This window comes from Xanthomonas maliensis, assembly GCF_009192945.1.
In the GTDB taxonomy this organism is placed as follows: Bacteria; Pseudomonadota; Gammaproteobacteria; order Xanthomonadales; family Xanthomonadaceae; genus Xanthomonas; species Xanthomonas maliensis.
This window is the reverse complement of the sequence record NZ_NSET01000062.1, coordinates 65259-88652: the sequence shown is the minus strand read 5'-3', so window position 1 is coordinate 88652 and position 23394 is coordinate 65259. Positions and strand designations below refer to the sequence as shown.

22 protein-coding genes and 1 tRNA gene are annotated in these 23394 nt (G+C 65.0%); 19 read left to right on the top strand and 4 right to left on the bottom strand.

All coding sequences use genetic code 11. The features are described 5' to 3' along the window. Positions 1–2: 2 nt before the first annotated feature. From nuoI to pnp, 14 genes are all read left to right on the top strand, one after another. Positions 3–491 carry an NADH-quinone oxidoreductase subunit NuoI gene (gene nuoI / locus CKY51_RS18575; RefSeq protein WP_014508211.1) on the top strand — a complete coding sequence of 163 codons (489 nt, stop codon included), beginning with the start codon at positions 3–5 and terminating at the stop codon, positions 489–491. Between the two features lie 4 nt (positions 492–495). Further along, positions 496–1158: an NADH-quinone oxidoreductase subunit J gene (locus tag CKY51_RS18570; protein WP_022974257.1), complete on the top strand. Its 663-nt coding sequence runs from the start codon at positions 496–498 to the stop codon at positions 1156–1158. Continuing rightward, on the top strand, positions 1155–1460 hold the full coding sequence (gene nuoK, locus CKY51_RS18565; RefSeq protein WP_152249641.1) for an NADH-quinone oxidoreductase subunit NuoK: 306 nt from the start codon (positions 1155–1157) through the stop codon (positions 1458–1460). The genes CKY51_RS18570 and nuoK overlap by 4 nt, the downstream gene beginning before the upstream one ends. A 7-nt stretch (positions 1461–1467) precedes the next feature. Further along, positions 1468–3657: an NADH-quinone oxidoreductase subunit L gene (gene nuoL, locus CKY51_RS18560; RefSeq protein ID WP_152249640.1), complete on the top strand. Its 2190-nt coding sequence runs from the start codon at positions 1468–1470 to the stop codon at positions 3655–3657. Between the two features lie 20 nt (positions 3658–3677). Next, the gene (locus CKY51_RS18555) at positions 3678–5180 is read left to right on the top strand and encodes an NADH-quinone oxidoreductase subunit M (protein WP_022974255.1); all 1503 of its coding nucleotides are present in this window, start codon (positions 3678–3680) and stop codon (positions 5178–5180) included. Between the two features lie 36 nt (positions 5181–5216). Further along, positions 5217–6677 carry an NADH-quinone oxidoreductase subunit NuoN gene (nuoN, locus tag CKY51_RS18550; RefSeq protein ID WP_031340783.1) on the top strand — a complete coding sequence of 487 codons (1461 nt, stop codon included), beginning with the start codon at positions 5217–5219 and terminating at the stop codon, positions 6675–6677. A gap of 165 nt (positions 6678–6842) precedes the next feature. Continuing rightward, positions 6843–6919, top strand: a tRNA-Met gene (locus tag CKY51_RS18545). 197 nt (positions 6920–7116) lie between these two features. Further along, complete coding sequence (gene rimP, locus CKY51_RS18540; RefSeq protein WP_022974253.1) at positions 7117–7704, top strand: ribosome maturation factor RimP; 588 nt, start codon at positions 7117–7119, stop codon at positions 7702–7704. A 4-nt stretch (positions 7705–7708) separates the two neighbouring features. Further along, positions 7709–9220 carry a transcription termination factor NusA gene (nusA, locus tag CKY51_RS18535; protein WP_022974252.1) on the top strand — a complete coding sequence of 504 codons (1512 nt, stop codon included), beginning with the start codon at positions 7709–7711 and terminating at the stop codon, positions 9218–9220. Between the two features lie 95 nt (positions 9221–9315). Continuing rightward, complete coding sequence (gene infB, locus CKY51_RS18530) at positions 9316–12000, top strand: translation initiation factor IF-2 (protein WP_022974251.1); 2685 nt, start codon at positions 9316–9318, stop codon at positions 11998–12000. A gap of 116 nt (positions 12001–12116) precedes the next feature. Beyond that, the gene (rbfA, locus tag CKY51_RS18525; RefSeq protein WP_022974250.1) at positions 12117–12506 is read left to right on the top strand and encodes a 30S ribosome-binding factor RbfA; all 390 of its coding nucleotides are present in this window, start codon (positions 12117–12119) and stop codon (positions 12504–12506) included. A 73-nt stretch (positions 12507–12579) separates the two neighbouring features. Continuing rightward, positions 12580–13506, top strand: coding sequence for a tRNA pseudouridine(55) synthase TruB (gene truB, locus CKY51_RS18520; protein ID WP_022974249.1), 927 nt, complete (start codon positions 12580–12582; stop codon positions 13504–13506). A 153-nt stretch (positions 13507–13659) separates the two neighbouring features. After that, positions 13660–13920: a 30S ribosomal protein S15 gene (gene rpsO / locus CKY51_RS18515; RefSeq protein WP_022974248.1), complete on the top strand. Its 261-nt coding sequence runs from the start codon at positions 13660–13662 to the stop codon at positions 13918–13920. Between the two features lie 157 nt (positions 13921–14077). Next, positions 14078–16186, top strand: a complete 2109-nt coding sequence (gene pnp / locus CKY51_RS18510) for a polyribonucleotide nucleotidyltransferase (RefSeq protein ID WP_152249638.1) — start codon at positions 14078–14080, stop codon at positions 16184–16186. Positions 16187–16551: 365 nt separating this feature from the next. On the opposite strand, the gene CKY51_RS18505 is transcribed toward pnp, so the two are convergent. From CKY51_RS18505 to CKY51_RS18495, 3 genes are all read right to left on the bottom strand, one after another. Further along, positions 16552–17640 carry a DUF2272 domain-containing protein gene (locus tag CKY51_RS18505; protein ID WP_022974245.1) on the bottom strand — a complete coding sequence of 363 codons (1089 nt, stop codon included), beginning with the start codon at positions 17638–17640 and terminating at the stop codon, positions 16552–16554. Positions 17641–17702: 62 nt separating this feature from the next. Next, positions 17703–18587, bottom strand: coding sequence for a carboxylating nicotinate-nucleotide diphosphorylase (nadC, locus tag CKY51_RS18500; RefSeq protein WP_022974244.1), 885 nt, complete (start codon positions 18585–18587; stop codon positions 17703–17705). Continuing rightward, on the bottom strand, positions 18584–18853 hold the full coding sequence (locus CKY51_RS18495; RefSeq protein WP_022974243.1) for a Trm112 family protein: 270 nt from the start codon (positions 18851–18853) through the stop codon (positions 18584–18586). The genes nadC and CKY51_RS18495 overlap by 4 nt, the downstream gene beginning before the upstream one ends. A gap of 58 nt (positions 18854–18911) precedes the next feature. Here CKY51_RS18495 and purE point away from each other — a divergent pair, with 58 nt between their 5' ends. Both purE and CKY51_RS18485 read left to right on the top strand, forming a co-directional pair. After that, positions 18912–19415: a 5-(carboxyamino)imidazole ribonucleotide mutase gene (purE, locus tag CKY51_RS18490; RefSeq protein ID WP_022974242.1), complete on the top strand. Its 504-nt coding sequence runs from the start codon at positions 18912–18914 to the stop codon at positions 19413–19415. After that, positions 19412–20554: a 5-(carboxyamino)imidazole ribonucleotide synthase gene (locus tag CKY51_RS18485; RefSeq protein WP_022974241.1), complete on the top strand. Its 1143-nt coding sequence runs from the start codon at positions 19412–19414 to the stop codon at positions 20552–20554. Before purE ends, CKY51_RS18485 begins: the two co-directional genes overlap by 4 nt. Positions 20555–20617: 63 nt before the next feature. On the opposite strand, the gene CKY51_RS18480 is transcribed toward CKY51_RS18485, so the two are convergent. Then, positions 20618–21196 carry a superoxide dismutase gene (locus CKY51_RS18480; RefSeq protein WP_022974240.1) on the bottom strand — a complete coding sequence of 193 codons (579 nt, stop codon included), beginning with the start codon at positions 21194–21196 and terminating at the stop codon, positions 20618–20620. A 121-nt stretch (positions 21197–21317) separates the two neighbouring features. Between CKY51_RS18480 and grxD the strand changes: the two genes are divergently transcribed. Genes grxD through CKY51_RS18465 form a run of 3 tightly spaced genes read left to right on the top strand, consistent with a single transcriptional unit; the run spans position 21318 to position 22971 of the window. After that, positions 21318–21638 carry a Grx4 family monothiol glutaredoxin gene (gene grxD / locus CKY51_RS18475; protein ID WP_152249637.1) on the top strand — a complete coding sequence of 107 codons (321 nt, stop codon included), beginning with the start codon at positions 21318–21320 and terminating at the stop codon, positions 21636–21638. Beyond that, positions 21635–22375, top strand: coding sequence for an SDR family NAD(P)-dependent oxidoreductase (locus CKY51_RS18470; RefSeq protein WP_022974238.1), 741 nt, complete (start codon positions 21635–21637; stop codon positions 22373–22375). Before grxD ends, CKY51_RS18470 begins: the two co-directional genes overlap by 4 nt. After that, a complete protein-coding gene (locus tag CKY51_RS18465; protein WP_022974237.1) occupies positions 22372–22971 on the top strand; it encodes a YhgN family NAAT transporter in 600 nt (199 codons plus the stop codon). The genes CKY51_RS18470 and CKY51_RS18465 overlap by 4 nt, the downstream gene beginning before the upstream one ends. Positions 22972–23394 lie beyond the last annotated feature (423 nt).

Sequence of the window (23394 nt, the reverse complement as noted above, 5' to 3'; positions counted from 1 at the left end):
TGATGAACAAGATCACCCACTACTTCAAGAGTCTGCTGCTGCTGGAGCTGCTCGGCGGCCTGTGGCTGACGTTGAAATACACGTTCAAGCCCAAGTACACCGTGCTGTATCCGATGGAGAAGTTCCCGCAGTCGCCGCGTTTCCGCGGCTTGCATGCGCTGCGCCGTTATCCCAACGGCGAAGAGCGCTGCATCGCCTGCAAGCTGTGCGAGGCGGTGTGCCCGGCGCTGGCGATCACCATCGACTCGGCCAAGCGCGAGGACGGCACCCGCCGGACCACGCGCTACGACATCGATCTGTTCAAGTGCATCTTCTGCGGTTTCTGCGAGGAAAGCTGCCCGGTGGACTCGATTGTCGAGACGCACATCCTCGAGTACCACTTCGAGAAGCGCGGCGAGAACATTGTCAACAAGCCGCAGCTGCTGGCGATCGGAGACCGGCTGGAAGCCGAGATCGCCGAGCGTCGCGCTGCCGATGCCGCCTTCCGTTGAGGTCATGATGGACTGGGTCAATATTGCTTTCTACGCCTTCGCCGCCATCGCGGTCGTCGCCGCCGGTGCGGTGATCAGCGTGCGCAACCCGGTGTACGCCGTGTTGTGCCTGATCCTCACCTTCTTCTCGATGGCCTGCATCTGGCTGCTGGTCGGTGCCGAGTTCCTCGGCGTGACCCTGGTGCTGGTCTACGTCGGCGCGGTGATGGTGTTGTTCCTGTTCGTGGTGATGATGCTGGACATCGATACCAGTCGCTTGCGCGAGGGCTGGGTCAAATACCTGCCGGTCGGCATCATCGTGGCGGTGGCGATGCTGGTGCAGATGGTCACCCTGATCGGGGTCAAGTCGCGCGGTGTGACGGCATTCCCGGCCGACAACGCGGCCGCGCAGGCAGCCGATACCTCCAACCTGACCTGGCTGGCCAAGAGCCTGTATACCCAGTTCCTGCTGCCGTTCGAGTTTGCTGCGGTCATCCTGACCGTGGCGGTGGTCGCGGCGGTGATGCTGACCCTGCGCAAGCGCACGGGGATCAAGCTGCAGGATGCCGCCGAGCAGGCGCGCGTGAAGTCCACCGACCGCCTGCGCATCGTCAAGATGGCGGTCGAAAAGCCAGTACAGCTCGCGCCGCGCACCGATGCGGCCGACGGACAGGAGGCGAAGTCTTGATTACCTTGGGCCACCTGCTGGGATTGGGCGCGGTGCTGTTCTGCATCTCCCTGGCCGGCATCTTCCTCAACCGCAAGAACGTCATCGTGTTGCTGATGTCGATCGAGCTGATGCTGTTGTCGGTCAATGTCAACTTCATCGCGTTCTCGCGCCAGCTCGGCGACACCGCGGGCCAGTTGTTCGTGTTCTTCATTCTGACCGTCGCCGCCGCTGAAGCCGCGATCGGCCTGGCGATCCTGGTGACACTGTTCCGTACCCGCCGCACGATCAATGTGGCCGAAGTCGATACGTTGAAGGGCTGACCCGTAGATGGAAATCACTCTCTCCAAGAGTCTGCTGATCGCCGTGGTGCTCGCACCGCTGCTCGGCAGCATCATCGCCGGCCTGTTCGGTCGCCAGGTGGGGCGTATCGGCGCCCAGTCGGTCACCATCCTCGGTGTCGCGGTCAGCTGCGCGCTGTCGTGCTGGACGCTGTACCAGCTGGTCGGGCAGGGCGCCAGTCCGTTCAACCAGAACCTCTACACCTTCTTCGATGTCGGCAATTACTCGGCTCACGTCGGTTTCATGGTCGATCGCCTCACCGCGATGATGATGGTGGTGGTGACTTTCGTCTCGCTGTTGGTGCACATCTACACCATTGGCTACATGGAAGAAGACCCCGGTTACCAGCGCTTCTTCAGCTACATCTCGCTGTTCACCTTCTCGATGCTCACCCTGGTGATGAGCAATAACTTCCTGCAGCTGTTCTTCGGCTGGGAAGCGGTGGGCCTTGTGTCGTATCTGCTGATCGGTTTCTGGTTCAAGCGCCCGACCGCCGTGTTCGCCAACATGAAGGCGTTCCTGGTCAATCGCGTGGGCGACTTTGGTTTCCTGCTCGGCATCGCCGGTGTGCTGCTGTGGTTCGGCTCGCTGGACTACGCCACCGTGTTCGCCAACGCGCCAACGCTGGCTGGTGCCAGCGTGCAGTTGTTCGCCGGCCATGCCTGGAGCGTGATGACGCTGATCTGCATCTGTCTGTTCATCGGTGCAATGGGCAAGTCGGCGCAGGTGCCGCTACACGTGTGGCTTCCGGATTCGATGGAAGGCCCGACCCCGATCTCGGCACTGATCCACGCCGCAACCATGGTCACCGCCGGCATCTTCATGGTGGCGCGCATGTCGCCGCTGTTCGAGCTGTCGCAGACCGCGTTGAACTTCATTCTGTTCGTCGGCGCGACCACGGCGTTCTTCACCGGCCTGATCGGCATCGTGCAGAACGACATCAAGCGCGTGGTCGCTTACTCGACGCTGTCCCAGCTCGGCTACATGACCGTGGCATTGGGCGTGTCGGCCTATTCGGCCGCGGTGTTCCACCTGATGACCCACGCCTTCTTCAAGGCGCTGCTGTTCCTGGCCGCCGGTTCGGTGATCATCGGCATGCATCACGAGCAGGACATGCGCAAGATGGGCGGCCTGCGCAAATACATGAAGGTCACCTATTGGACCAGCGTGATCGGGACCTTGGCGCTGGTTGGTACGCCGTTCTTTTCGGGCTTCTATTCCAAGGACACCATCATCGAGGCCGCGGCGCATCATGCGCACACCTCGCACAGCTGGGTGGCCACCTACGGCTACTGGGCGGTGCTGGGCGGCGTGCTGGTGACCAGCTTCTACAGCTTCCGTCTGCTGTTCCTGACCTTCCACGGCAAGGAGCGCTTCCGCGATGCGCATGCCCATGAGGTGCATGGCCATCACGACAGCGCGCATACCGACGCCGAGGCGCAGGTGCACGCACACGATAGCCACAGTCACGATGCCCATGGCCACGACGATCATGGCCACGACGATCATGGCCACGACGATCATGGCCATGGTCACCACGGTGCGCATGAGCCGCATGAGTCGAAGTGGGTGGTTACGCTGCCGCTGATCCTGCTGGCGATCCCGTCGATCGCGATCGGCTTCTTTACCATCGGTCCGATGCTGTTCGGCACCGATTGGCAGGGGCACCATGCCGAAAGCGCCGTCGGTGGCCAAGCCGTCTCGTTCTTCACCGGTATCGTCGATTTCTACGATCCGGCGCGCAATACCGTCGCTGCGCTGGCCGAGGAGTTTCGTGGTCCGGTGGCGTTCGCACTGCACGGAATGATGGCAGCGCCGTTCTTCCTGACCCTGGCCGGTTTGCTGCTGGCCGCGTTGTTCTACCTGTGGATGCCGGAGCTGGCGACCAAGTCGCGCAAGGCGTTCGCGCCGATCGTGTGGTTGCTGGAGAACAAATACGGTTTCGACAAGCTGTGGATCAATGGCTTCGCCGGCGGCGGCGTGGTCCTTGGCAAGGCCTCGCGCGCCATCGATACCCACGTGGTCGATGGGGCGGCGGTCAATGGTTCGGCCCGACTGATCGACCTGGCGGCCCATCTGCTGCGTCGCACGCAATCCGGTTTCCTCTATCACTACGCCTTCGCAATGATCATCGGTTTGATCGCCTTGTTGGCGGTACTGATGCATTTCTGGCGTTGACCTGTACGGAATAAGAAAACGTGTCGAACTGGCCTTTACTGTCTGTCCTGATCTGGCTGCCGATCGTCGGTGGCGCCCTGATCCTTGCCGTACGCAACGCCGAGACTGCCCGCTGGGCGTCGCTGGCGGTCGCGGTGGCAACCTTCGTGCTGAGTCTGCCGCTGTTGGGCTATGACACGGCCAACGACGCCTTGCAGTTCGTCGAGACGCGCGCCTGGATCCCGGCCTACAAGATCGGCTACAACCTCGGCGTGGACGGCATTGCGGTCGCGCTGATCGTGCTGACCACGCTGGTCACGGTGCTGGCGCTGATCGGTGCCTGGCGCTCGATCGACAAGCGGGTCAATCAGTACGTCGCCGCGTTCCTGATCCTCGAAGGCGTCACGGTCGGTATCTTCGCCGCCACCGACGCGATGTTGTTCTACGTCTTCTTCGAGGCGATGCTGATCCCGATGTTCCTGATCATCGGCGTCTGGGGCGGGCCGCGTCGCATCTATGCGGCGATGAAGTTCTTCCTCTACACCTTCCTCGGCTCGGTGCTGATGCTGGTGGGCCTGATCTACCTGTACCTGAAGGGCGGCAGCTTCCAGCTGGCGGACCTGTACGCCTTGCAGCTGACCGCCAAGGAGCAGACCTGGATCTTCTTCGCCTTCCTGATCGCCTTCGCGGTCAAGGTGCCGATGTTCCCGGTGCACACCTGGTTGCCCGATGCCCACGTGGAAGCACCGACAGCCGGTTCGGTGATCCTGGCGGCGATCGCGCTGAAGATCGGTGGTTACGGTTTCCTGCGCTTCAACTTGCCGATCGTGCCGGATGCCAGCCATGCGTTCGCCTGGTTGGTGATCGCGTTGTCGTTGATCGCGGTGATCTATGTCGGCCTGGTCGCCCTGGTGCAGGACGACATGAAGAAGCTGGTGGCCTACTCATCGATCGCTCACATGGGCTTCGTGACGCTGGGTACCTTCATCGCCTTCACGTTGGTGCGCGAATACGGCAGCACCGATGCGGCCCGGCTGGGTCTGCAAGGCGCGATGGTGCAGATGATCTCGCACGGTTTCGTGTCCGGTGCGATGTTCTCGTGCATCGGCGTGCTGTACGACCGCATGCACACCCGCCGCATCGCCGACTACGGCGGCGTGGTCAACGTGATGCCCTGGTTCGCCACCTTCGCCATGTTGTTCTTCATGGCCAATGCGGGCCTGCCGGGTACCAGCGGTTTCGTCGGCGAGTTCATGGTCATCCTGGCCAGCTTCCAGAAACATCCGTTGGTCGCCTTCGGCGCCGCCACCACGCTGGTGATTACCGCTGCCTACACGCTGTGGCTGTACAAGCGCGTGTTCTTCGGCGAGGTGGCCAACGCGCATGTGGCCGAATTGAAGGACATCAACGGTCGTGAGGCCTTCGTGCTGGGGGTGTTCGCCGCCGGCGTGCTGGCCCTGGGCCTGTACCCGAAGCCGCTGACCGACCTGATGGAGCCGTCGATCGCCAAGCTCGCGACCCAGATTGCCACGACCAAGCTGTAACGGCTTGCCGTCCGTACCGTTTTCCAGGATTTGATGATGACCACGCCAACGCTTGCGCCGTTGACCACCGCCGATCTGGCTCCGCTCGCTCCGGAGCTGGTGTTGATCGGCGGCGCCTTCGCTCTGTTGATGATCGACCTGTTCGTCAGCCAGCGGCAGAAGGTCTGGACCCACCTGATCTCCGTCGCCGTGCTGGCGGTGGTGCTGTTGATGCTGGCCACCGGGGTCGGCGGGCAGGGCGAAGCCTTCCATGGCATGTTCGTGCGCGACAACGCGGCCGACGTGATGAAGGCGGTGATCGTGCTGGTCAGCGGCTTGAGCCTGGTCTATGGCTGGAGCTATCTGCGCGAGCGCAATCTGTATCAAGGCGAGATCCCGGTGCTGGTGCTGTTCTCGACCGCCGGCATGATGCTGCTGGCGTCGGCGGGCAGCCTGTTGATGGTGTATCTGGGCCTGGAGCTGCTGGCGCTGTGCTCGTATGCGCTAGTCGCATCCAACCGCGACAGCGGGCTGTCCACCGAAGCGGCGATGAAGTACTTCGTGCTGGGCTCGCTGGCCTCCGGTCTGCTGCTGTATGGCATGTCGCTGGTCTACGGTGCGACCGGTACGCTGAGCCTGGCCGGCATCCATGACGCCATCGACGGCTCGGGCGAGCGCTTGCTGCTGTTGACCGGCACGGTGTTCATGATCGCCGGCGTGGCCTTCAAGCTCGGCGCCGCCCCGTTCCATATGTGGCTGCCGGACGTGTATCAAGGTGCACCGGCACCGATCGCGCTGTTCATCAGCTCGGCACCCAAGCTGGCGGCGTTCGGGATGACCTACCGTCTGCTGGAGGTCGGCATGGGGCCGCTGTCGCCGCAGTGGCATCTGCTGATCGGCGGGCTGGCGGCATTGTCGCTGGTCATCGGTAATCTGATGGCCATCGCGCAGAGCAATCTCAAGCGCATGCTGGCGTACTCCACGGTCTCTCACATCGGCTTCCTGCTGATGGGTGTGGCCGGCGGCGGCGAGCAGGGCTATACCGCCGCGATGTTCTACGCGGTCAGCTACGCCATCATGTCGACCGCCTCGTTCGGCGCCATCATCGCGCTGTCGCGCAATGGTTTCGAGGCCGAGAACATCGACGACTTCAAGGGCTTGAATGCGCGCAATCCGTGGATGGCGGGCCTGGTGCTGTGCATCATGGCGTCGCTAGCTGGCGTGCCGCCGTTCCTTGGCTTCTGGACCAAGCTCGCGGTGCTGGGCGCGGCGGTGAACGGCGACATGCTGTGGCTGGCCATCGTCGGTGTCCTCTGCGCGGTGATCGGTGCCTACTACTACCTGCGCGTCATCAAGGTGATGTACTTCGACGAGCCGGTGGGCGAGCCGTTGCCGGCCAACAACGACCGCGTGCTCGGTGTGGTGTTGGGCGTCAATGCGCTGGCCTTGCTGGCCCTGGGCATCAGTTGGAACCCGGTGATCGTGTGGTGCCAACGGGCCTTTGCAGGCTTGGCCTGAGCGCACTGATCGCAACGCTGCAGCACGCGCTGCAGCGTTATCGCTGTTTCGTTTTTGATTCAACGCGGTTATCATTGTCCGCGACGTTGAACACCTCGGTGTCCAACAGATGGAAAACTAGGGGCTTGCAACTTCGCTCAAAGTTCTTCATAATTCCGCTTCTGCTGCGGGGTGGAGCAGTCTGGCAGCTCGTCGGGCTCATAACCCGAAGGTCGCAGGTTCAAATCCTGCCCCCGCTACCAAGTTTTGGATTGTTGCCTCGGTGCAAGGATTCAGCTTCTTGGATCGCAAAGACGCTTGTTCCCGTCTTTGCGCCGACCCGGAGAGGTCGGGCTTTTTAGACGCAAGGGGCCCATTGGGCCCCTTGTTTTTTCCGGAACCGGAAAGTTTGCTGCCGGTTGCCGGGGTTCTACTGGCAATCTTCTGATCAGGGCAGTCTGTGAGCGAAAAAGCGAACGAAATCGCGACTCTGCTGGGACCGACGGTGCAAGCCCTTGGCCTCGAATTGCTGGGCGTGGAATATCTCCCCGCCCCGGGCAGCGCGACGCTGCGTCTGTACATCGATGTGCCGTTGGCCGAGCAGCCCGAGCGCATGGTCAACGTCGACGATTGCGAGCGCGTGAGCCGCGAGGTGTCGGCGCAGTTGGACGTCGAAGATCCGATCAGCGGCAATTACACGCTGGAGGTGTCCTCGCCGGGCGTGGATCGTCCGTTGTTCACGCTGGAACAATTCGCGCGTCACCTCGGCGAGTCGGCCAAGGTCACGCTGAAGCTGGCGCAGGACGGCCGGCGTCGCTTCCAGGGCCAGATCCAGCAAGTGATGGACGCCGCCAATGCGGTGGTGTTCGCCATCGATGGCAAGGACGTGCAGATCGGCTTCGACAATATCGACAAGGCGCGCATCGTCCCGGATTGGGTCGCACTGGGGCTGGCACCGCAGAAACCGAACAAGCCCGGCCCGAAGAAGCCGGGGCAGGGCAAGAAACCATCCAACGAGTCGGCGGCCGGCAAGCCGCGCGCGGAGTGACGAAATGAGCAAGGAACTTTTGCTGGTAGTGGACGCGGTCGCCAACGAAAAGGGCGTGCCGCGCGAGGTGATCTTCGAGGCGATCGAGGCCGCATTGGCATCGGCAGCCAAGAAGCGCTATCCCGACCAGGACGTGCTGACGCGCGTGACCATCGATCACAAGGACGGCACCTACGAAACCTATCGGCGCTGGGAAGTGGTGGCCGACGACGTCGTGATGGAATCGCCCGACCGCCAGATCCGCTTGATGGATGCGGTCGATGAGGCCGACGGCGTGGATGTGGGCGACTACATCGAAGAGCAGATCGAGAATCCGGACTTCGGCCGCATCGCCGCCCAGGCCGCCAAGCAGGTCATCGTCCAGCGCGTGCGCGAGGCCGAGCGCCAGCAGGTGGTGGATGCGTGGAAGGACCGCGTGGGCGAGCTGATCACCGGCGTGGTCAAGCGCGCCGAGCGCGGCAATATCTTCGTCGACCTGGGCGGCAATGCCGAAGCCTTCATTCCCAAGGACAAAGGCATTCCGCGCGATGTGCTGCGTCCGGGCGACCGCGTGCGCGGCTACCTGGCCGAAGTGCGTTCCGAGCCCCGTGGACCGCAGCTGTTCATCAGCCGCGCTGCTCCTGAATTCATGATCGAGCTGTTCAAGCTCGAAGTGCCGGAAGTGGGCCAGGGCCTGGTCGAGATCAAGGCCTGCGCACGTGATCCGGGCGACCGCGCCAAGATTGCCGTGATCGCGCACGACACCCGCACCGATCCCATCGGTGCCTGCATCGGCATGCGCGGCTCGCGCGTACAGGCGGTGTCCAACGAGCTCAATGGCGAGCGCGTGGATATCGTGCTGTGGAACGACAACCCGGCCAACTTCGTCATCAATGCGATGGCGCCGGCCGAGGTGCAGTCGATCATCGTCGACGAAGAAAAGCATTCGATGGACCTGGCGGTGGCCGAGGATCGGCTGGCGCAGGCCATCGGCAAGGGTGGCCAGAACGTGCGCCTGGCTAGCCGCCTGACCGGTTGGCAGCTCAATGTGATGACGGCCGACCAGGTGGCTGCCAAGTCCGAGGCTGAACAGGCATCGGCCCGTCAGCTGTTCATGGATCGCCTGGAAGTCGACGAAGAGATCGCCGCCATCCTGGTCTCCGAGGGCTTCAACACCGTCGAGGAAATCGCCTACGTCCCGGTCGGCGAGCTGCTGGCGGTGGAGGGCTTCGACGAGGACATCGTCGAGGAACTGCGCGCCCGCGCCCGCGACGCCCTGCTGAATGCGGCGCTGGCCGAGGAAGAGGGGCTGGAAGGCACCCAGCCCACCGAAGATCTGCTGGCGCTGGAAGGGATGGACGAGGAAACGGCCTTTGCTCTGGCCGAGCACGGCGTGCGTACCAGCGAGGACTTGTCCGACCTGGCAGCGGACGAGATCGTCGACTTCGGCATCGAGGGCATGACCCAGGAGCGCGCCGCGGCGCTGATCCTGGCCGCCCGCGCCGAGGAGATCGCCCGTTTGGAGCGCGGCGAATGAGCCGGCAATGAACCGCGCCCTGACCCCATCAGGGCTTAGAATCAGCGTATCCCTTGCTCTGGGCGAGGGGGCGCCAACCAGATCATAGGATCCGAATGTCGCAGCAAACCACCATCCGCAAGCTTGCCGAACTGGTCAATACGCCGGTCGATAAACTGCTGGTTCAACTGGCCGAGGCCGGGATGAAGTTCAGCGGTCCCGATCAGGTCGTGACCAGCACCGAGAAGATGAAACTGCTCGGCTTCCTGCGTCGCACGCATGGCAAGTCCGATGCGCCGGCAGAGGCCGCCAGCGAGGCGGCCCGCAAGATCACCCTCAACCGTCGCAAGCTGCAGGAAGTGACGGTGAGTGCCGGGCGCAGCAAGACCACGGTCAACGTCGAGGTGCGGCAGAAGCGTACCTACGTGAAGTCCGACGCCGAGAACAGCCGTACGCCGCTGAGCCCGGACGACGAGCGTGCTGACATCCTGCGCAAGCTCGAGGAATCGCGCCAGCGCAATCTTGCCGAGCAGCAGCGTCTGGCCGAAGCCGATCGTGCGCGTGACGAAGAATTGCGACGCAAGCGCGAGGAAGAGCAGGCCGAGCGCGATCGCATCGACGCCGAACGCAAGGCGGCCGAGCAGGCCGCAGCTGCGGCCAATGCACCGGCGCAGGCCGATGCCGACGCGCCGGCTGCGGCGCCTGTCGCACGCCAGCCCTCGGCTGCGCGTCCGGCTCGTCCGGCTGGTGCCGCGCCCGCCTCGCGTCCGGCTGCGCCGGCACGTGCCGACGATCGTTCCAATGCGTCCAAGCACAAGACCCGTGGCTCGCATGTCATGGTGTCCGGGGTCGAGGACGACGACGCGACCAAGCGCTTCGCCGGGCAGTTGCATCTGTCTGCCGCCGATCGTGCGCGTCGCTCCAATGTCCGCGGCAAGTCTGCCGGTCGCGCGGGGGCGTCCTCGCGTCGTGGCAACGATGGCGGTCGTGGCGGCAACCAGGGCGGCGGTGCGCATGGATTCGAGCGTCCGACCGCGCCGGTCGTGCGTGAAGTGTCGATCGGTGAAACCATCACCGTGGCCGACCTGGCGCAGAAGCTGGCGCTGAAGGGCGGCGACGTGGTCAAGGCGCTGTTCAAGATGGGCGTCATGGCGACCATCACCCAAAGCATCGATCACGACACCGCGGTGTTGGTGACCGAAGAGCTCGGCCACAAGGCCAGCCGTGCCGACAGCGCCGACTTCGAGGACGCGTTGCTGGCGCATGCCGAGGAGACGCAAGGCGACGCAACGCCGCGTCCGCCGGTCGTCACCATCATGGGTCACGTCGATCACGGCAAGACCTCGCTGCTGGACTACATCCGTCGCACCAAGATCGCCTCGGGCGAAGCCGGTGGCATCACCCAGCACATCGGTGCTTACCACGTCGAAACCGATCGCGGCGTCATCAGCTTCCTGGATACCCCGGGCCACGCAGCGTTCACCTCGATGCGTGCCCGCGGCGCCAAGATCACCGACATCGTGGTGCTGGTGGTCGCTGCCGACGATGGCGTGATGCCGCAGACCAAGGAAGCCGTGCAGCATGCGCGTGCCGCCGGTGTGCCGCTGATCGTGGCGGTCAACAAGATCGACAAGTCCGCCGCCGATCCGTTGCGGGTCAAGAACGAGCTGCTGGCCGAGAACGTGGTCGCCGAAGAATTCGGTGGCGACACCCAGTTCATCGAACTGTCGGCCAAGACCGGTCAGGGCGTGGATACGCTGCTGGATGCGATTTCCTTGCAGGCCGAAGTGCTCGAACTGAAGGCCGTGGCAGAAGGTCGCGCCAGCGGTACCGTGATCGAGTCCTCGTTGGACAAGGGCCGCGGTCCGGTCGCCACGGTGCTGGTGCAGCAGGGCTCGCTGAAGAAGGGCGATTACCTGGTGTGCGGCATCCAGTACGGCCGCGTGCGTGCGCTGTTCGATGAGACCGGTGCCCAGCCAAGCGCCGCCGGCCCGTCGATTCCGGTGCAGGTGCTCGGCCTGTCCGGTGTGCCGGAAGCCGGCGACGACTTCGTGGTCGTCGAGGACGAACGCCTGGCCAAGGACGTGGCGCAGCAGCGTGAGGCCAAGCGTCGCGAAACCCGCCTGGTCGCCTCGGCCGGCAACCGCATGGAAGACATCCTGGCCCAGATGGGCAAGGGCGAAGGCCAGCAGGTGCTGAACCTGGTGATCAAGGCCGACGTGCAGGGCTCGGTGGAAGCGCTCAAGCAGTCGCTGGTTGCGCTGTCCAACGAAGATATCCGCATCAACGTGATCCACTCCGGCGTGGGTGGCATCACCGAGTCGGACGCCAATTCTGCCGCCGCCTCCAAGGCCACGGTGATCGGCTTCAACGTACGTGCCGACGCATCGGCGCGCCGGATCATCGAGTCCAACGGCGTGGACCTGCGTTACTTCTCGATCATCTATGACGTGATCGACCAGGTGAAACAGGTGGCGTCGGGTCTGCTCGGCGTGGAGATCCGCGAAGAGATCATCGGCATCGCGCAGGTGCGCGACGTGTTCCGCAGTTCGAAGTTTGGCGCGGTCGCGGGTTGCATGATCATCGAGGGCGTGGTGAAGCGCAGCAAGCCGATCCGCGTGTTGCGCGACAGCGTGGTGGTGTTCGAAGGCGAGCTGGAATCGCTGCGCCGCTTCAAGGAAAACGTCGAGGAAGTGCGCAACGGTACCGAGTGCGGTATCGGCGTGAAGGCTTACAACGACGTCAAGGTGGGCGACCAGATCGAGTGCTTCGAGCGCATCGAAGTGGCGCGCACGCTGTAACGAAGACGGGACCGGGGACCCGGGGCCCGGGACCCGGGAGTAGCGAAGGCCACGGCTCTTGCTCTTCCGGGCCCCGGGCCCCAGGCCCCGGGGCCCGAACCAAAAGGTTCTCGACCATGCCTACCAAATCATTCCATCGCACCGACCGCGTCTCCGCACAGGTGCGCCGCGACCTCGGCACGATCGTGCACGCGGCCGTGCGTGAGCACGGATTGCCGTCGGTCAGCGTCTCCGATGTGGAAATCAGTCGCGACCTGGCGCATGCCAAGGTCTTTGTCACCGCGCTGCAGCAGGAGCGCTCGGCCGAAGCCGTCAAGGGATTGAAGGAAATCGCCGGACAGCTGCGCATGCAACTGGCGCGGGCGATGAAGCTGCGGCATGTGCCGGAGCTGCATTTCCATTACGACGACTCGGTCGATCGCGGTGAGCGCATCGACACCTTGCTGCGCGACGAAGCGGGTGCCGCGCCGGATGAGGATGCCGACGAGGACGCTGGTCGGCAGTGAGTGCCGATTGGTATCGCTGCGGCCGCCGTCTCCGCACGCAGGCTGCTATTCCGATCCGAGCGTTGACGATTTCGTGAATCCCCGTATTTCCTATCGGCCGTTGCACGGCATCCTGCTGCTCGACAAACCCGCCGGCCTCAGCTCCAACAATGCGTTGCAGGCGGCGCGCCGCTTGCTGCGTGCCGAAAAAGGCGGCCATACCGGTAGCCTGGATCCGCTCGCCACCGGCTTGTTGCCATTGTGCTTCGGCGAAGCCACCAAGATCGCCGGCCTGCTGCTGGGATCGGCCAAGGCCTACGATGCCGAGATCGTGTTGGGTGTGGACACCGATAGCGACGATGCCGACGGCGTGCCGTTGCGCGAGCGGCCAGTGCCGGATCTGGACGAAGCGACCTTGTCTGCGGCGGTGCAACCGTTCATCGGTCGCCTGCAGCAACGGGCGCCGATCTATTCGGCACTCAAGCAGGGTGGTGAGCCGCTCTATGCAAAGGCGCGTCGCGGTGAGGCGATCGACGCGCCGGTGCGCGAGGTGCAGGTGCACGCGATCACCGTGCTCGGCTACCAGGCGCCACGTCTGCGCCTGCGGGTGGCCTGTGGTTCGGGCACCTATATCCGCAGTCTGGCCCGCGATCTGGGCGAACGCCTGGGCTGCGGCGCCCACATCGCCGCGCTGCGCAGGTTATGGGTGGAGCCGTTCCGCGCCCCGCAGATGCTGACGCTGGAGGCGCTTGCCGCCAAGCTCGAGTCCGGTGCCGTTGCCGGCCAGCTATTGCTGCCGCTGCAGGATGGCCTGGCCGATTTTCCGCGCATTACCTTGGATGCGGCCCACGCCGCTCGCTTCCGGATGGGCCAGCGCTTGCGCGACGATGCCTTTCCGACAGGGCAGGTCGCGGTGTTCGGACCGGACGGCGTGCCTTCCGGGCTGGGCAGCGTGGACGTCCAGGGGCGACTGTCGCCGCAACGCCTGTTCAATGGGCTGGGCCGTGACGATAATTGTTAAGTTCTAGTCAACTTGTCCGCCGGCCCCCACGACGGTACAATTTCGCCGCCCCGCTCGGGGCATCTCCTGCGCCATCGCGCGCACTCAGCAAACGGCGAGTCCGACGGTGCGTCCCGTACGTTCCTGTCGACCACGCATCTATCGAGAAAAATCATGTCCGTAGACACCCAGAAGATCATTGAAGACAACAAGCGCAGCGCCCAGGACACCGGTTCGCCGGAAGTGCAGGTCGCGCTGCTGACCGCCCGCATCGAGCTGCTGACTGGCCACTTCAAGACCCACAAGAAGGACCACCACAGCCGCCGCGGTCTGCTGCAGATGGTCAACCGCCGTCGCAGCCTGCTCGACTACCTGAAGAAGAAGGATGGCGAGCGCTACAAGTCCCTGATCGAAAAGCTCGGCCTGCGCCGCTAATCGTTCCTACCGCCGCGGCGCAGCGATGCGCCGCGGTTTCGTTTTAGACGTTCCCGCATCATCCCGCATCACCCCATGGGCCGGAGCCTCCCGGCCGCCCGTTCTCGGCAAGGGTCGACGACGGTCCATCTGCAAAAGCATCACCAAGGAAACCCCCGTGGCAAAAATCACCAAAACCTTCCAGTACGGCAAGCACACCGTCACCCTGGAGACGGGCGAAGTCGCCCGCCAGGCGAGCGGCGCCGTCATCGTCAAGATGGACGACACCGTACTGCTGGTCACCGCCGTCGCCGCCAAGAGTGCGCGCGAAGGGCAGGACTTCTTTCCGCTGACGGTTGATTACCAGGAGAAGTTCTACGCCGGCGGCCGCATCCCGGGCGGCTTCTTCAAGCGCGAAGGGCGTGCGACCGAGAAGGAGACGCTGATCTCGCGCCTGATCGATCGTCCGATCCGTCCGCTATTTCCGGAGGACTACAAGAACGAAGTGCAGATCATCGCCACGGTGATGTCGATGAACCCGGACATCGACGGCGACATCGCCGCGTTGATCGGCGCCTCGGCCGCGTTGTCGCTGGCCGGCACCCCGTTCAACGGCCCGATCGGCGCCGCCAAGGTGGGCTACAAGAACGGCGAGTACATTCTCAACCCGACCGTCACCGACTTGAAGGATTCGCAGCTGGAGCTGGTCGTCGCCGGTACCGCCAATGCGGTGCTGATGGTGGAATCCGAAGCGGCGCTGCTGTCCGAGGACGTGATGCTGGGTGCGGTCACCTTCGGTCATCGTGAGATGCAGAAGGTCATCAACGCGATCAACGAGCTGACCGTCGAAGCCGGCACCAAGCCGAGCAGTTGGGTGGCCCCGGCCAAGAACACCGCGCTGATCGGCGCGCTGAAGGAAGCGGTCGGCACCCAGCTGGCTGGCGCTTTCCAGATCCGTGACAAGCTGCAGCGTCGCGACGCCATCGCCGCAATCAAGAAGGACGTGCTGGAGTCGTTGGCCGGCCGCGTTGCTGCCGAAGGCTGGAGCACCGCGGAGCTGTCGAAGGAATTCGGCGAGCTGGAATATCGCACCATGCGCGACTCGGTGCTGGACACCAAGGTGCGGATCGACGGCCGTGCGCTGGACACCGTGCGTCCGATCGCCGTGCAGGCCGGCGTGCTGCCGCGCACCCATGGCTCGGCGCTGTTCACCCGCGGCGAGACGCAGGCGATCGTGGTCACCACGCTGGGCACCGCCCGCGACGGCCAGGTGATTGATGCGGTCAGCGGCGAGTACAAGGAAAACTTCCTGTTCCATTACAACTTCCCTCCGTATTCGGTGGGCGAGTGCGGTCGTTTCGGTGCGCCGAAGCGTCGCGAAATCGGTCACGGCCGCCTGGCCAAGCGCGGCGTGCTGGCCGTGATGCCGAGCCTGGAAGAGTTCCCGTACACCATCCGCGTGGTCTCGGAAATCACCGAGTCCAACGGCTCCTCGTCGATGGCCTCGGTGTGCGGCTCCTCGCTCGCGCTGATGGATGCTGGCGTGCCGGTCAAGGCGCCGGTGGCAGGTATCGCCATGGGTCTGGTGAAGGAAGACGACCGTTTCGTGGTGCTGTCGGACATCCTGGGTGACGAAGATCACCTGGGCGACATGGACTTCAAGGTGGCCGGTACTGCCGACGGCGTGTCCGCGCTGCAGATGGACATCAAGATCGAAGGCATCACCGAAGAGATCATGAAGCAGGCGTTGCAGCAGGCCAAGGCCGGTCGTCTGCATATCCTGGGCGAGATGTCCAAGGCGCTGACCACCCCGCGTGCCGAGCTGTCGGACTACGCGCCGCGTCTGCTGACCATCAAGATCCATCCGGACAAGATCCGCGAAGTGATCGGCAAGGGTGGCTCGACCATCCAGGCGATCACCAAGGAGACCGGCACCCAGATCGACATCCAGGACGATGGCACCATCATCATCGCCTCGGTCAATGCGATCGCGGCACAGGCTGCCAAGTCGCGTATCGAGCAGATCACCTCGGACGTCGAGCCGGGCCGCATCTACGAAGGCAAGGTCGCCAAGATCATGGACTTCGGTGCGTTCGTGACCATCCTGCCGGGCAAGGACGGCCTGGTGCACGTGTCGCAGATCTCCAGCGAGCGCGTGGAAAAGGTCGGCGACAAGTTGAAGGAAGGCGATCTGGTCCGCGTCAAGGTGCTGGAAGTGGACAAGCAGGGCCGTATCCGTCTGTCGATCAAGGCTGTCGAAGAAGGCGAGGGCGTGCAGGGCGAGTAATCGCCATGCCATCGCGCTGCTGAAAAAGCGGGCTTCGGCCCGCTTTTTTTATGCGGTTTTATGCATCCGGGGTTGAGGCCTGTCGGCTGTTTGGCGATGTGGCGATCGCGGCTCGCCCGCTGTTGCGCTGATGCGTGCTGCCAGCAGACGCAGGCGATGGACTGTGGCGTTCGATGCCTTGATGAGCTTTCGCCGCGTACCACGGTGCGACGTCGTGCATGCATATGCCGCAGGCGCCATGTAGCGGCAGGCATCGTCGCAGCGCCGCAGTGACATTGTCTAAGCACCCGGCGCGCCGGGGTTGGCAGCGTCGCAGCGATGCACGGCGCTGCAGCCGCAAGCAAAGCGCACGCATGCGCGCAGACTCACTGCTGCTGCGAAGGCGCGCTGGCAGCCGGTTCGGTTTGCGGCGGGCTGGCCGGCTGCGGACGCGGCGGCACCACGCGCGGAAAGCCCGGTGGCATGGTCTGCGGCGGCTGCGGCTCCGATGCTGGAGTAGGCGCCGGCATCGTCGTCGTCGGCGGCGGCGGTGGTATCTGTGCTGCGGTATCGCGCAGCTTCAAGAGTGCCGCCCAGTCGCGACGGTTGAAGTCGCACAACTCCTCATGCGCTGGCGTGCACTCGTTGCTGCTGCCCAGGCCATCGTCGGACTCGCTTTCGGTCGCGCCGGATTGCGGAGCGGGCAGCAGTAGATGGCCGGCCCGATCCAGCCGCATCTTGCGCATCATCACCGTGTTGAACACATTGCCGCCGATCAGATACAGCGTGCGGTCGCCGCCGACATTGGCGGCCACGACGACATCGCAATGCGATTTCCACGGCATCGACCCATGTCCGCCCAGCGCGGCGCGCAGCCCCGCGTAACCCAAGGCGACCTCGCGTCCGCGCAGCAGGCATAGCAGATCGCCTGGCGCGGGCTTCTCTGCGGCAGGGTCGGTGAAGCGGTAGGGGCCGTTGCCGCTATCGGCATAGGCACTGCGGATGTAATCGAGATGGCGCGCCGAGCGTGAAAATCCGACCAGCCCGGCCTGTGTCATCACCCAGGAGACGAAGGCGGCGGACCATGGGGTGTCGATCAGGAAGGCGCGGCAATCGCTGGCGGTATAGCGGCTGCCATCCAGCGCCGCGCAACTGGAGGCGCCCGGGGTGCCGCTCATCTGCGCAAGGGTGCCGCTGTCGCGCCAATACATGGCGACGCGTTGCCAGGCGACCAGGCCGTGATCGGCAAGATAGGCCGATTCGGCCTCGGTCACGCCCAGGCTGGCGATTCGTCCATTGGCATCGATGAAGGGGCGTTGCCACAGGCGATGCTCATTGCAGGCGCTGCGGACGATGGCGGCGGCAACCGGGCTGGTGCCAAAACGCGGCGGGATGTCGCACACCTCGGCGGCCGCGGCGCTGCCGGCGCTTGCGGCCAGCAGTAGCCAGATCCATCGCCAGGGCGCAAGCCTCATTCCGAGTCCAATGTTCAACGATGTCCGCAGGCTGCCAGAGGCGGATGCGGGCAAGCGTGAAATCAGCGCGGTGCAGGCCCCAGCTTCAGGGACAGATCCACCGCCTGGACATGCTTGGTCAGCCCGCCGATGGAGATGCAATCCACGCCGTCCTCGGCGATCGCGCGGATGCTGGCCAGATCGACACTGCCGGACACTTCCAGCGGAATCCGTCGCTCCGGTGGCAGCGCGGCGACGATGGTCACCGCCTGTCGACGCATCGTCTGGTCGAAGTCGTCGATCAGGATCCGTGTACAGCCGACCTGCAAGGCTTCCTGCAGCTGCGCCAGCGTCTCCACTTCCACCACCAGCGGCAACTGCGGCTGCTGCGTGCGCGCAGCGTGGACGGCCGCAGTGAGCGAGCCGGCGGCACGGATGTGGTTTTCCTTGAGCATCACCGTGTCGAACAAGCCGATGCGGTGGTTGTCGCCGCCGCCGCAGCGCACGGCGTACTTCTGCGCGGCGCGCAGGCCGGGCAGCGTCTTGCGGGTGTCCAGGATGCGCGCGCCGGTGCCGGCGACGGCAGCGACAAATGCGGCCGTGGTGGTCGCGGTGCCCGACAGGGTTTGCAGGAAATTGAGTGAGGTGCGCTCGGCGCTGACCAGTGAACGGCTACGCCCGTGCAGCAGCGCCAGCACCATGCCGGCGCGTATCTGGTCGCCGTCGCGCGCCTGCCACTGGATCTGGACCTGCGGATCGAGGGTGCGGTGGGTGGCGTCGAACCAGGCCTGGCCGGCCAGTACGGCGTCCTGCTTGCATAGCAGGTAAGCGCTGTCGGCCTGGTCGGGCAGCAGCGCGGCAGTGACGTCGCCGCTACCGATGTCCTCGGCCAAGGCCCGCGCGACATCGGCCTGGATGACCGCTGCCGCGGGCACTGGCGGCCGTGCCGTGCTCGAGGTGGTGCTCACTTGTCGGGGAAGTCGGCGATCTGTGCCGCGAGGATGGCCTCCTCGGCCAGCAACACCGGAATGCCGTCGTCGACGCGGAACAATTGCTTGCGGTCGCGGGTGATCAGGACCTCGCGCAGCGGCTGTTCCTGGCGGGTGCCGTCGACGCGTTGCACCTCGCCGGCGGCGATGGCGCGATTGAGCGCCTCCAGGCCCTTGCCGTCGAGCAGCGACAGCGGCTGGCGGGTGTCCGGTGAGCACAGCAGGTCGAGCAGTTTGCGATCCATCGAAGTCTTGTCTTGCGTGGAAGACGGCTAGAATACGTCTTTACCGCAGGGCAGGGCCATGACCTCGAACCATTCCGCGCCGCTGGTCGGCATCGTGATGGGCTCCCGTTCGGATTGGGAGACCATGCAACACGCAGCTCAGAAGCTGGATGCGCTGGGCGTGCCCTACGAAGTGAAGGTGGTTTCCGCGCACCGTACGCCGGATGTGCTGTTCGCCTATGCCGAGCAGGCTGATGCGCGCGGGTTGCGGGCGATCATCGCCGGTGCCGGCGGTGCGGCGCATCTGCCGGGCATGCTGGCGGCCAAGACGGCGGTGCCGGTGTTGGGCGTGCCGGTGCAGTCCAAGGCGCTCAATGGCATGGACTCGCTGCTGTCGATCGTGCAGATGCCGGCCGGTATCCCGGTGGCGACCTTCGCCATCGGTAACGCGGGCGCCGCCAATGCGGCGCTATTCGCCGCTGCCATGCTGGCGCCGACGCAGTCGCCGATCGGCCAGGCGCTGGCGCAGTTCCGCGCCCGCCAGACCGAGGACGTGATGGCCAGCGACGATCCGCGCCAATGAGCACGCTAGGTATTCTGGGAGGCGGACAACTGGCGCGCATGCTGGCACTGGCGGCGGCGCCGCTGGGCGTGCGTGTACGCGTCTACGACCCGGCCGCCGATGCCTGTGCAGGCCAGGTCGCACCGCTACAGGTCGGTGCGTTCGACGATGCCGCCGCACTGGCGGACTTTGCCGCGCAAGTGGATGTGCTCACCTTCGACTTCGAGAACGTCCCGGCCGGCAGCGCGCAGCAGTTGGCAGCGCAGTTGCCGGTCCACCCCGCGCCAAGCGCGCTGGCGGTGGCGCAAGACCGTTTGAGCGAGAAGACCTTGTTTCGCGAACTGGGCATTCCCGTGCCGGCGTTCTCCGCCATCGACGATCGTGCAGGCCTCGATGCGGCGCTGGCCACGATCGGCGCGCCCTGCGTGCTGAAGACGCGCCGCTTCGGCTACGACGGCAAGGGGCAGTTCCGTATCCGCTCGCTGGACGACGCGCACGCGGCCTGGGCCGCACTGGGCGCGCAGGCTGCCACGGTGGGATTGATCGTCGAAGCCTTCGTGCCGTTCCAGCGCGAGGTCAGTGTGGTGGCCGTGCGTGGTCGCGACGGCGAGTTTCGTGCCTGGCCGTTGACCGAGAACTGGCATGTGGATGGCGTGCTGTCTGCCAGTCTTGCGCCGGCCAGCGTGGACACGGCACTGCAGGCACTGGCCGAGCGGCATGCGCAAGCTGTCGCCGAGCGGCTGGATTATGTCGGCGTGTTCGCGCTGGAACTGTTCGTGCGCGACGGCGAACTGCTGGCCAACGAAATGGCGCCGCGTGTACACAACTCCGGGCACTGGACCATCGAAGGCGCCGAGACCTCGCAGTTCGAGAACCACGTGCGCGCCGTGCTCGGCCTGCCACTCGGCAGCACGGCCATGCGCGGCCATGCCTGCATGCTCAACTGGCTGGGTGCCATGCCCGATGCCGCCGCCTTTCTGGCCGTGCCGGGCGGCCACTGGCACGACTACGGCAAACAGCCGCGCGATGGTCGTAAGGTCGGTCACGCCAGCGTGCGCGCCGACCGTCCCGAAGTGTTGGCGCAGCGCCTGCAGCAGGCCGGACAGGTATTGCAGCGGCAGGAGCAGGTGGGCGCGGTCGTCGCCCGCTTGCAAGGCTGAGGCCGGCGGCAGTTCGGCGTGGTCAGGTCGCCGACGCGGCGGCCTGGCCACGCCGCTGCCGGTTCAGTTCAACCGGCTGGCGACGAACTCCCAGTTGACCAGTTTCCAGAACGCGTCCAGGTAACGCGCCCGGTCGTGCCGGTAATCCAGATAGTAGGCGTGTTCCCAGAGATCGCAGGCCAGTAGCGGCGTGTCGGGGCCGCTGAGCGGTGTGGAGGCGTTGCGGGTCGCGACCACTGCCAGACTGCCGTCCGGCCGCTGGACCAGCCATGCCCAGCCAGAGCCCGCCACGCCCAGCGCCAGCCGATTGAATTCCTGTTTGAACAGCGCGAAGTCGCCGAATGCGCGCGCGATGCCGTCGCCCAACCGGCCCAACGGCTCGCCGCCGCCGCGCGGCCGCAGGCATTGCCAGTAGAGATTGTGGTTGCACACCTGCGCGGCCAGATGAAACAACGTGCCTTGCGCCTGTGCCACCAGTTGTTCCAGCGTCAACTCGGCAAATTCGCTGTCAGCGATGATGGCGTTGAGGCGCTCCACGTCGCCGCGGTGAAGCATTCCGTGGTGCGCTTCAAGCGTTGCCGCCGACAGATGGGGTTCGAGCGCGGCGCGAGAGTAGGGCAGAGCAAGGTGTTCGATCGGCATGGGGCGGCGGGTGGCGGAGGGAGTCGGCGAGCGGACATGCAGAGGGCTTACAATGCGCGCCTTTGCGGAAGTCTATCCGACCTGGGGGTTGGGGCTCGCCGCGTCCTGTCAGGAGAGTCCAATGCCGGTGATGGAACGCATCCAGGCTGAAGTCGAACAACACCCGATCGTGCTGTTCATGAAAGGCACCCCGCAGTTTCCGATGTGCGGGTTTTCCAGTCGTGCGGTGCAGGCATTGATCGCCGCCGGCGCCGACCAGCTGCATACGGTCAATGTGCTGGAAGAGCCGGAGATCCGCGCCAACCTGCCGCGCTATTCCAATTGGCCGACCTTTCCGCAGTTGTTCATCCACGGCGAACTGATCGGCGGTTGCGACATCACCCTGGAATTGTTCGAGAGCGGCGAGCTCAAGCGCATCGTTGGCGAGGCCTACCAGCCGTGAGTGTGTCCGTGGCGCGGGCGGCCGCCGCACTGAGCGGGCGGGTGGTGCTGGTCAGCGGTGCCGGTGGTGGCCTTGGTGCCGCCGCGGCCCGTGCCTGCGCCGAGGCCGGCGCCACCGTCGTGCTGCTGGGGCGCAAGCTGCGTGCCCTGGAGCGCGTGTACGATGCGATGGCTGCACTGGGTGCAGAGCCGCTGCTGTATCCCTTGGATCTGGCAGGCGCAACGCCGGAGGACTACGCCGAGTTGGCGCAGCGACTGCGCAGCGAGCTGGGCGGTTTGCACGGACTGCTGCATTGCGCTGCTGATTTCCCCGGTTTGACGCCGATCGAGTTGGCCGCTCCGGAGGATGTCGCCCGCGTTGTGCACGTCAACCTGACCGCACGACTCTGGCTCACCCAGGCCTGCCTGCCGTTGCTGCGCGAGCAGCAGGACGCCGCGGTGGTGTTCGTGCTGGACGCGCCGGCGCGCGTCGGCCAGGCCTACTGGGGCGCCTACGGTGCCGCCCAGCATGCCCAACGCGGGGTGCTCGCCAGCCTGCATCACGAAACCGCCGCCGGGCCGGTGCGCGTGGCCGGCTTGCAGCCTGGCCCGATGCGGACCGCATTGCGCGCACGCGCCTTCCTGCATCAGGACGACACCGAGGCCGTTGCCCCGGCCCGCTACGCCCCGGCCTGTGTCACCTTGTTGTCCGCGGACGGCGCCGCCCATCGCGGTGCCATCTGGAGTCCCCACGCATGACCATCCTCTCAGCGGCGCTGCTGCTGTTTCTGATCCTCGATCCGCTGGGCAACATCCCGGTGTTCCTGAGCGTGCTCAAACCGTTGCCGGGGCCGCGCCAGCGCTTCGTGCTCGCCCGTGAACTGCTGATCGCGTTGGCGGTGCTGATGGGCTTTCTGTGGGGAGGCAAGTACGCGCTGGAGCTGATGCACCTGCGGCAGGAATCGGTGGCGATCGCCGGCGGCATCGTGTTGTTCCTGATCGGCATCCGCATGATCTTTCCGCGTCCAGAAGGCCTGATGGGAGAGATTCCCGATGGCGAGCCCTTCATCGTGCCGTTGGCCATCCCGTTGGTGGCAGGTCCATCCGGCATGGCCGCGGTGATGTTGATGGGCAGCAACGAGCCGGCGCGGCTATGGGACTGGAGCCTGGCGCTGATGATCGCCTGGGGCGCGACCTCGGCCATCCTGTTCTCGGCCACCCTGTTGTACCGCCTGCTGGGCCACCGCGCCCTGACTGCGCTGGAGCGCCTGATGGGCATGCTACTGGTGGCCATCTCGGTGCAGATGTTCCTCGACGGTATCGGTACGTATCTGAAGCTGCCGGTGTCGATTTGATCTGGGGCTGACCGCCGGGTAGCGGTCAGCGCGAGGCGGTGGTGCCGCGGCAACCCTTGCGCCTGGGGCATGTCATGGATGTGTCGCCGAACTGACGCATCCTGAGCCCCGAGCATCCGTCAGTGGATGTCGGGTGCGCCCGCCAGGTGGCGATCGACCTCGCTTGCCGCGCCATTACTGCAGCCTCGCCACCAAATCCGTGCCCGAGATCGCCACGGCCTTGCGAACATTGCCGCAATTGGGTGCTTGCCCGTGCCCAGGCAAATTCATGTTGCGTTGCGCGAAGTTTGTCACGTGGCCGTCACATCTAGGCCTTAGCGTGTTAATCTGTTGTTAACCGTTGCGGCGGCAACCAGTCGCGCGGCGAGGGAATCCAGATCATCGGCAGCCCACCTCCGGGAACGGTTGGGCTGACTGCGCTTT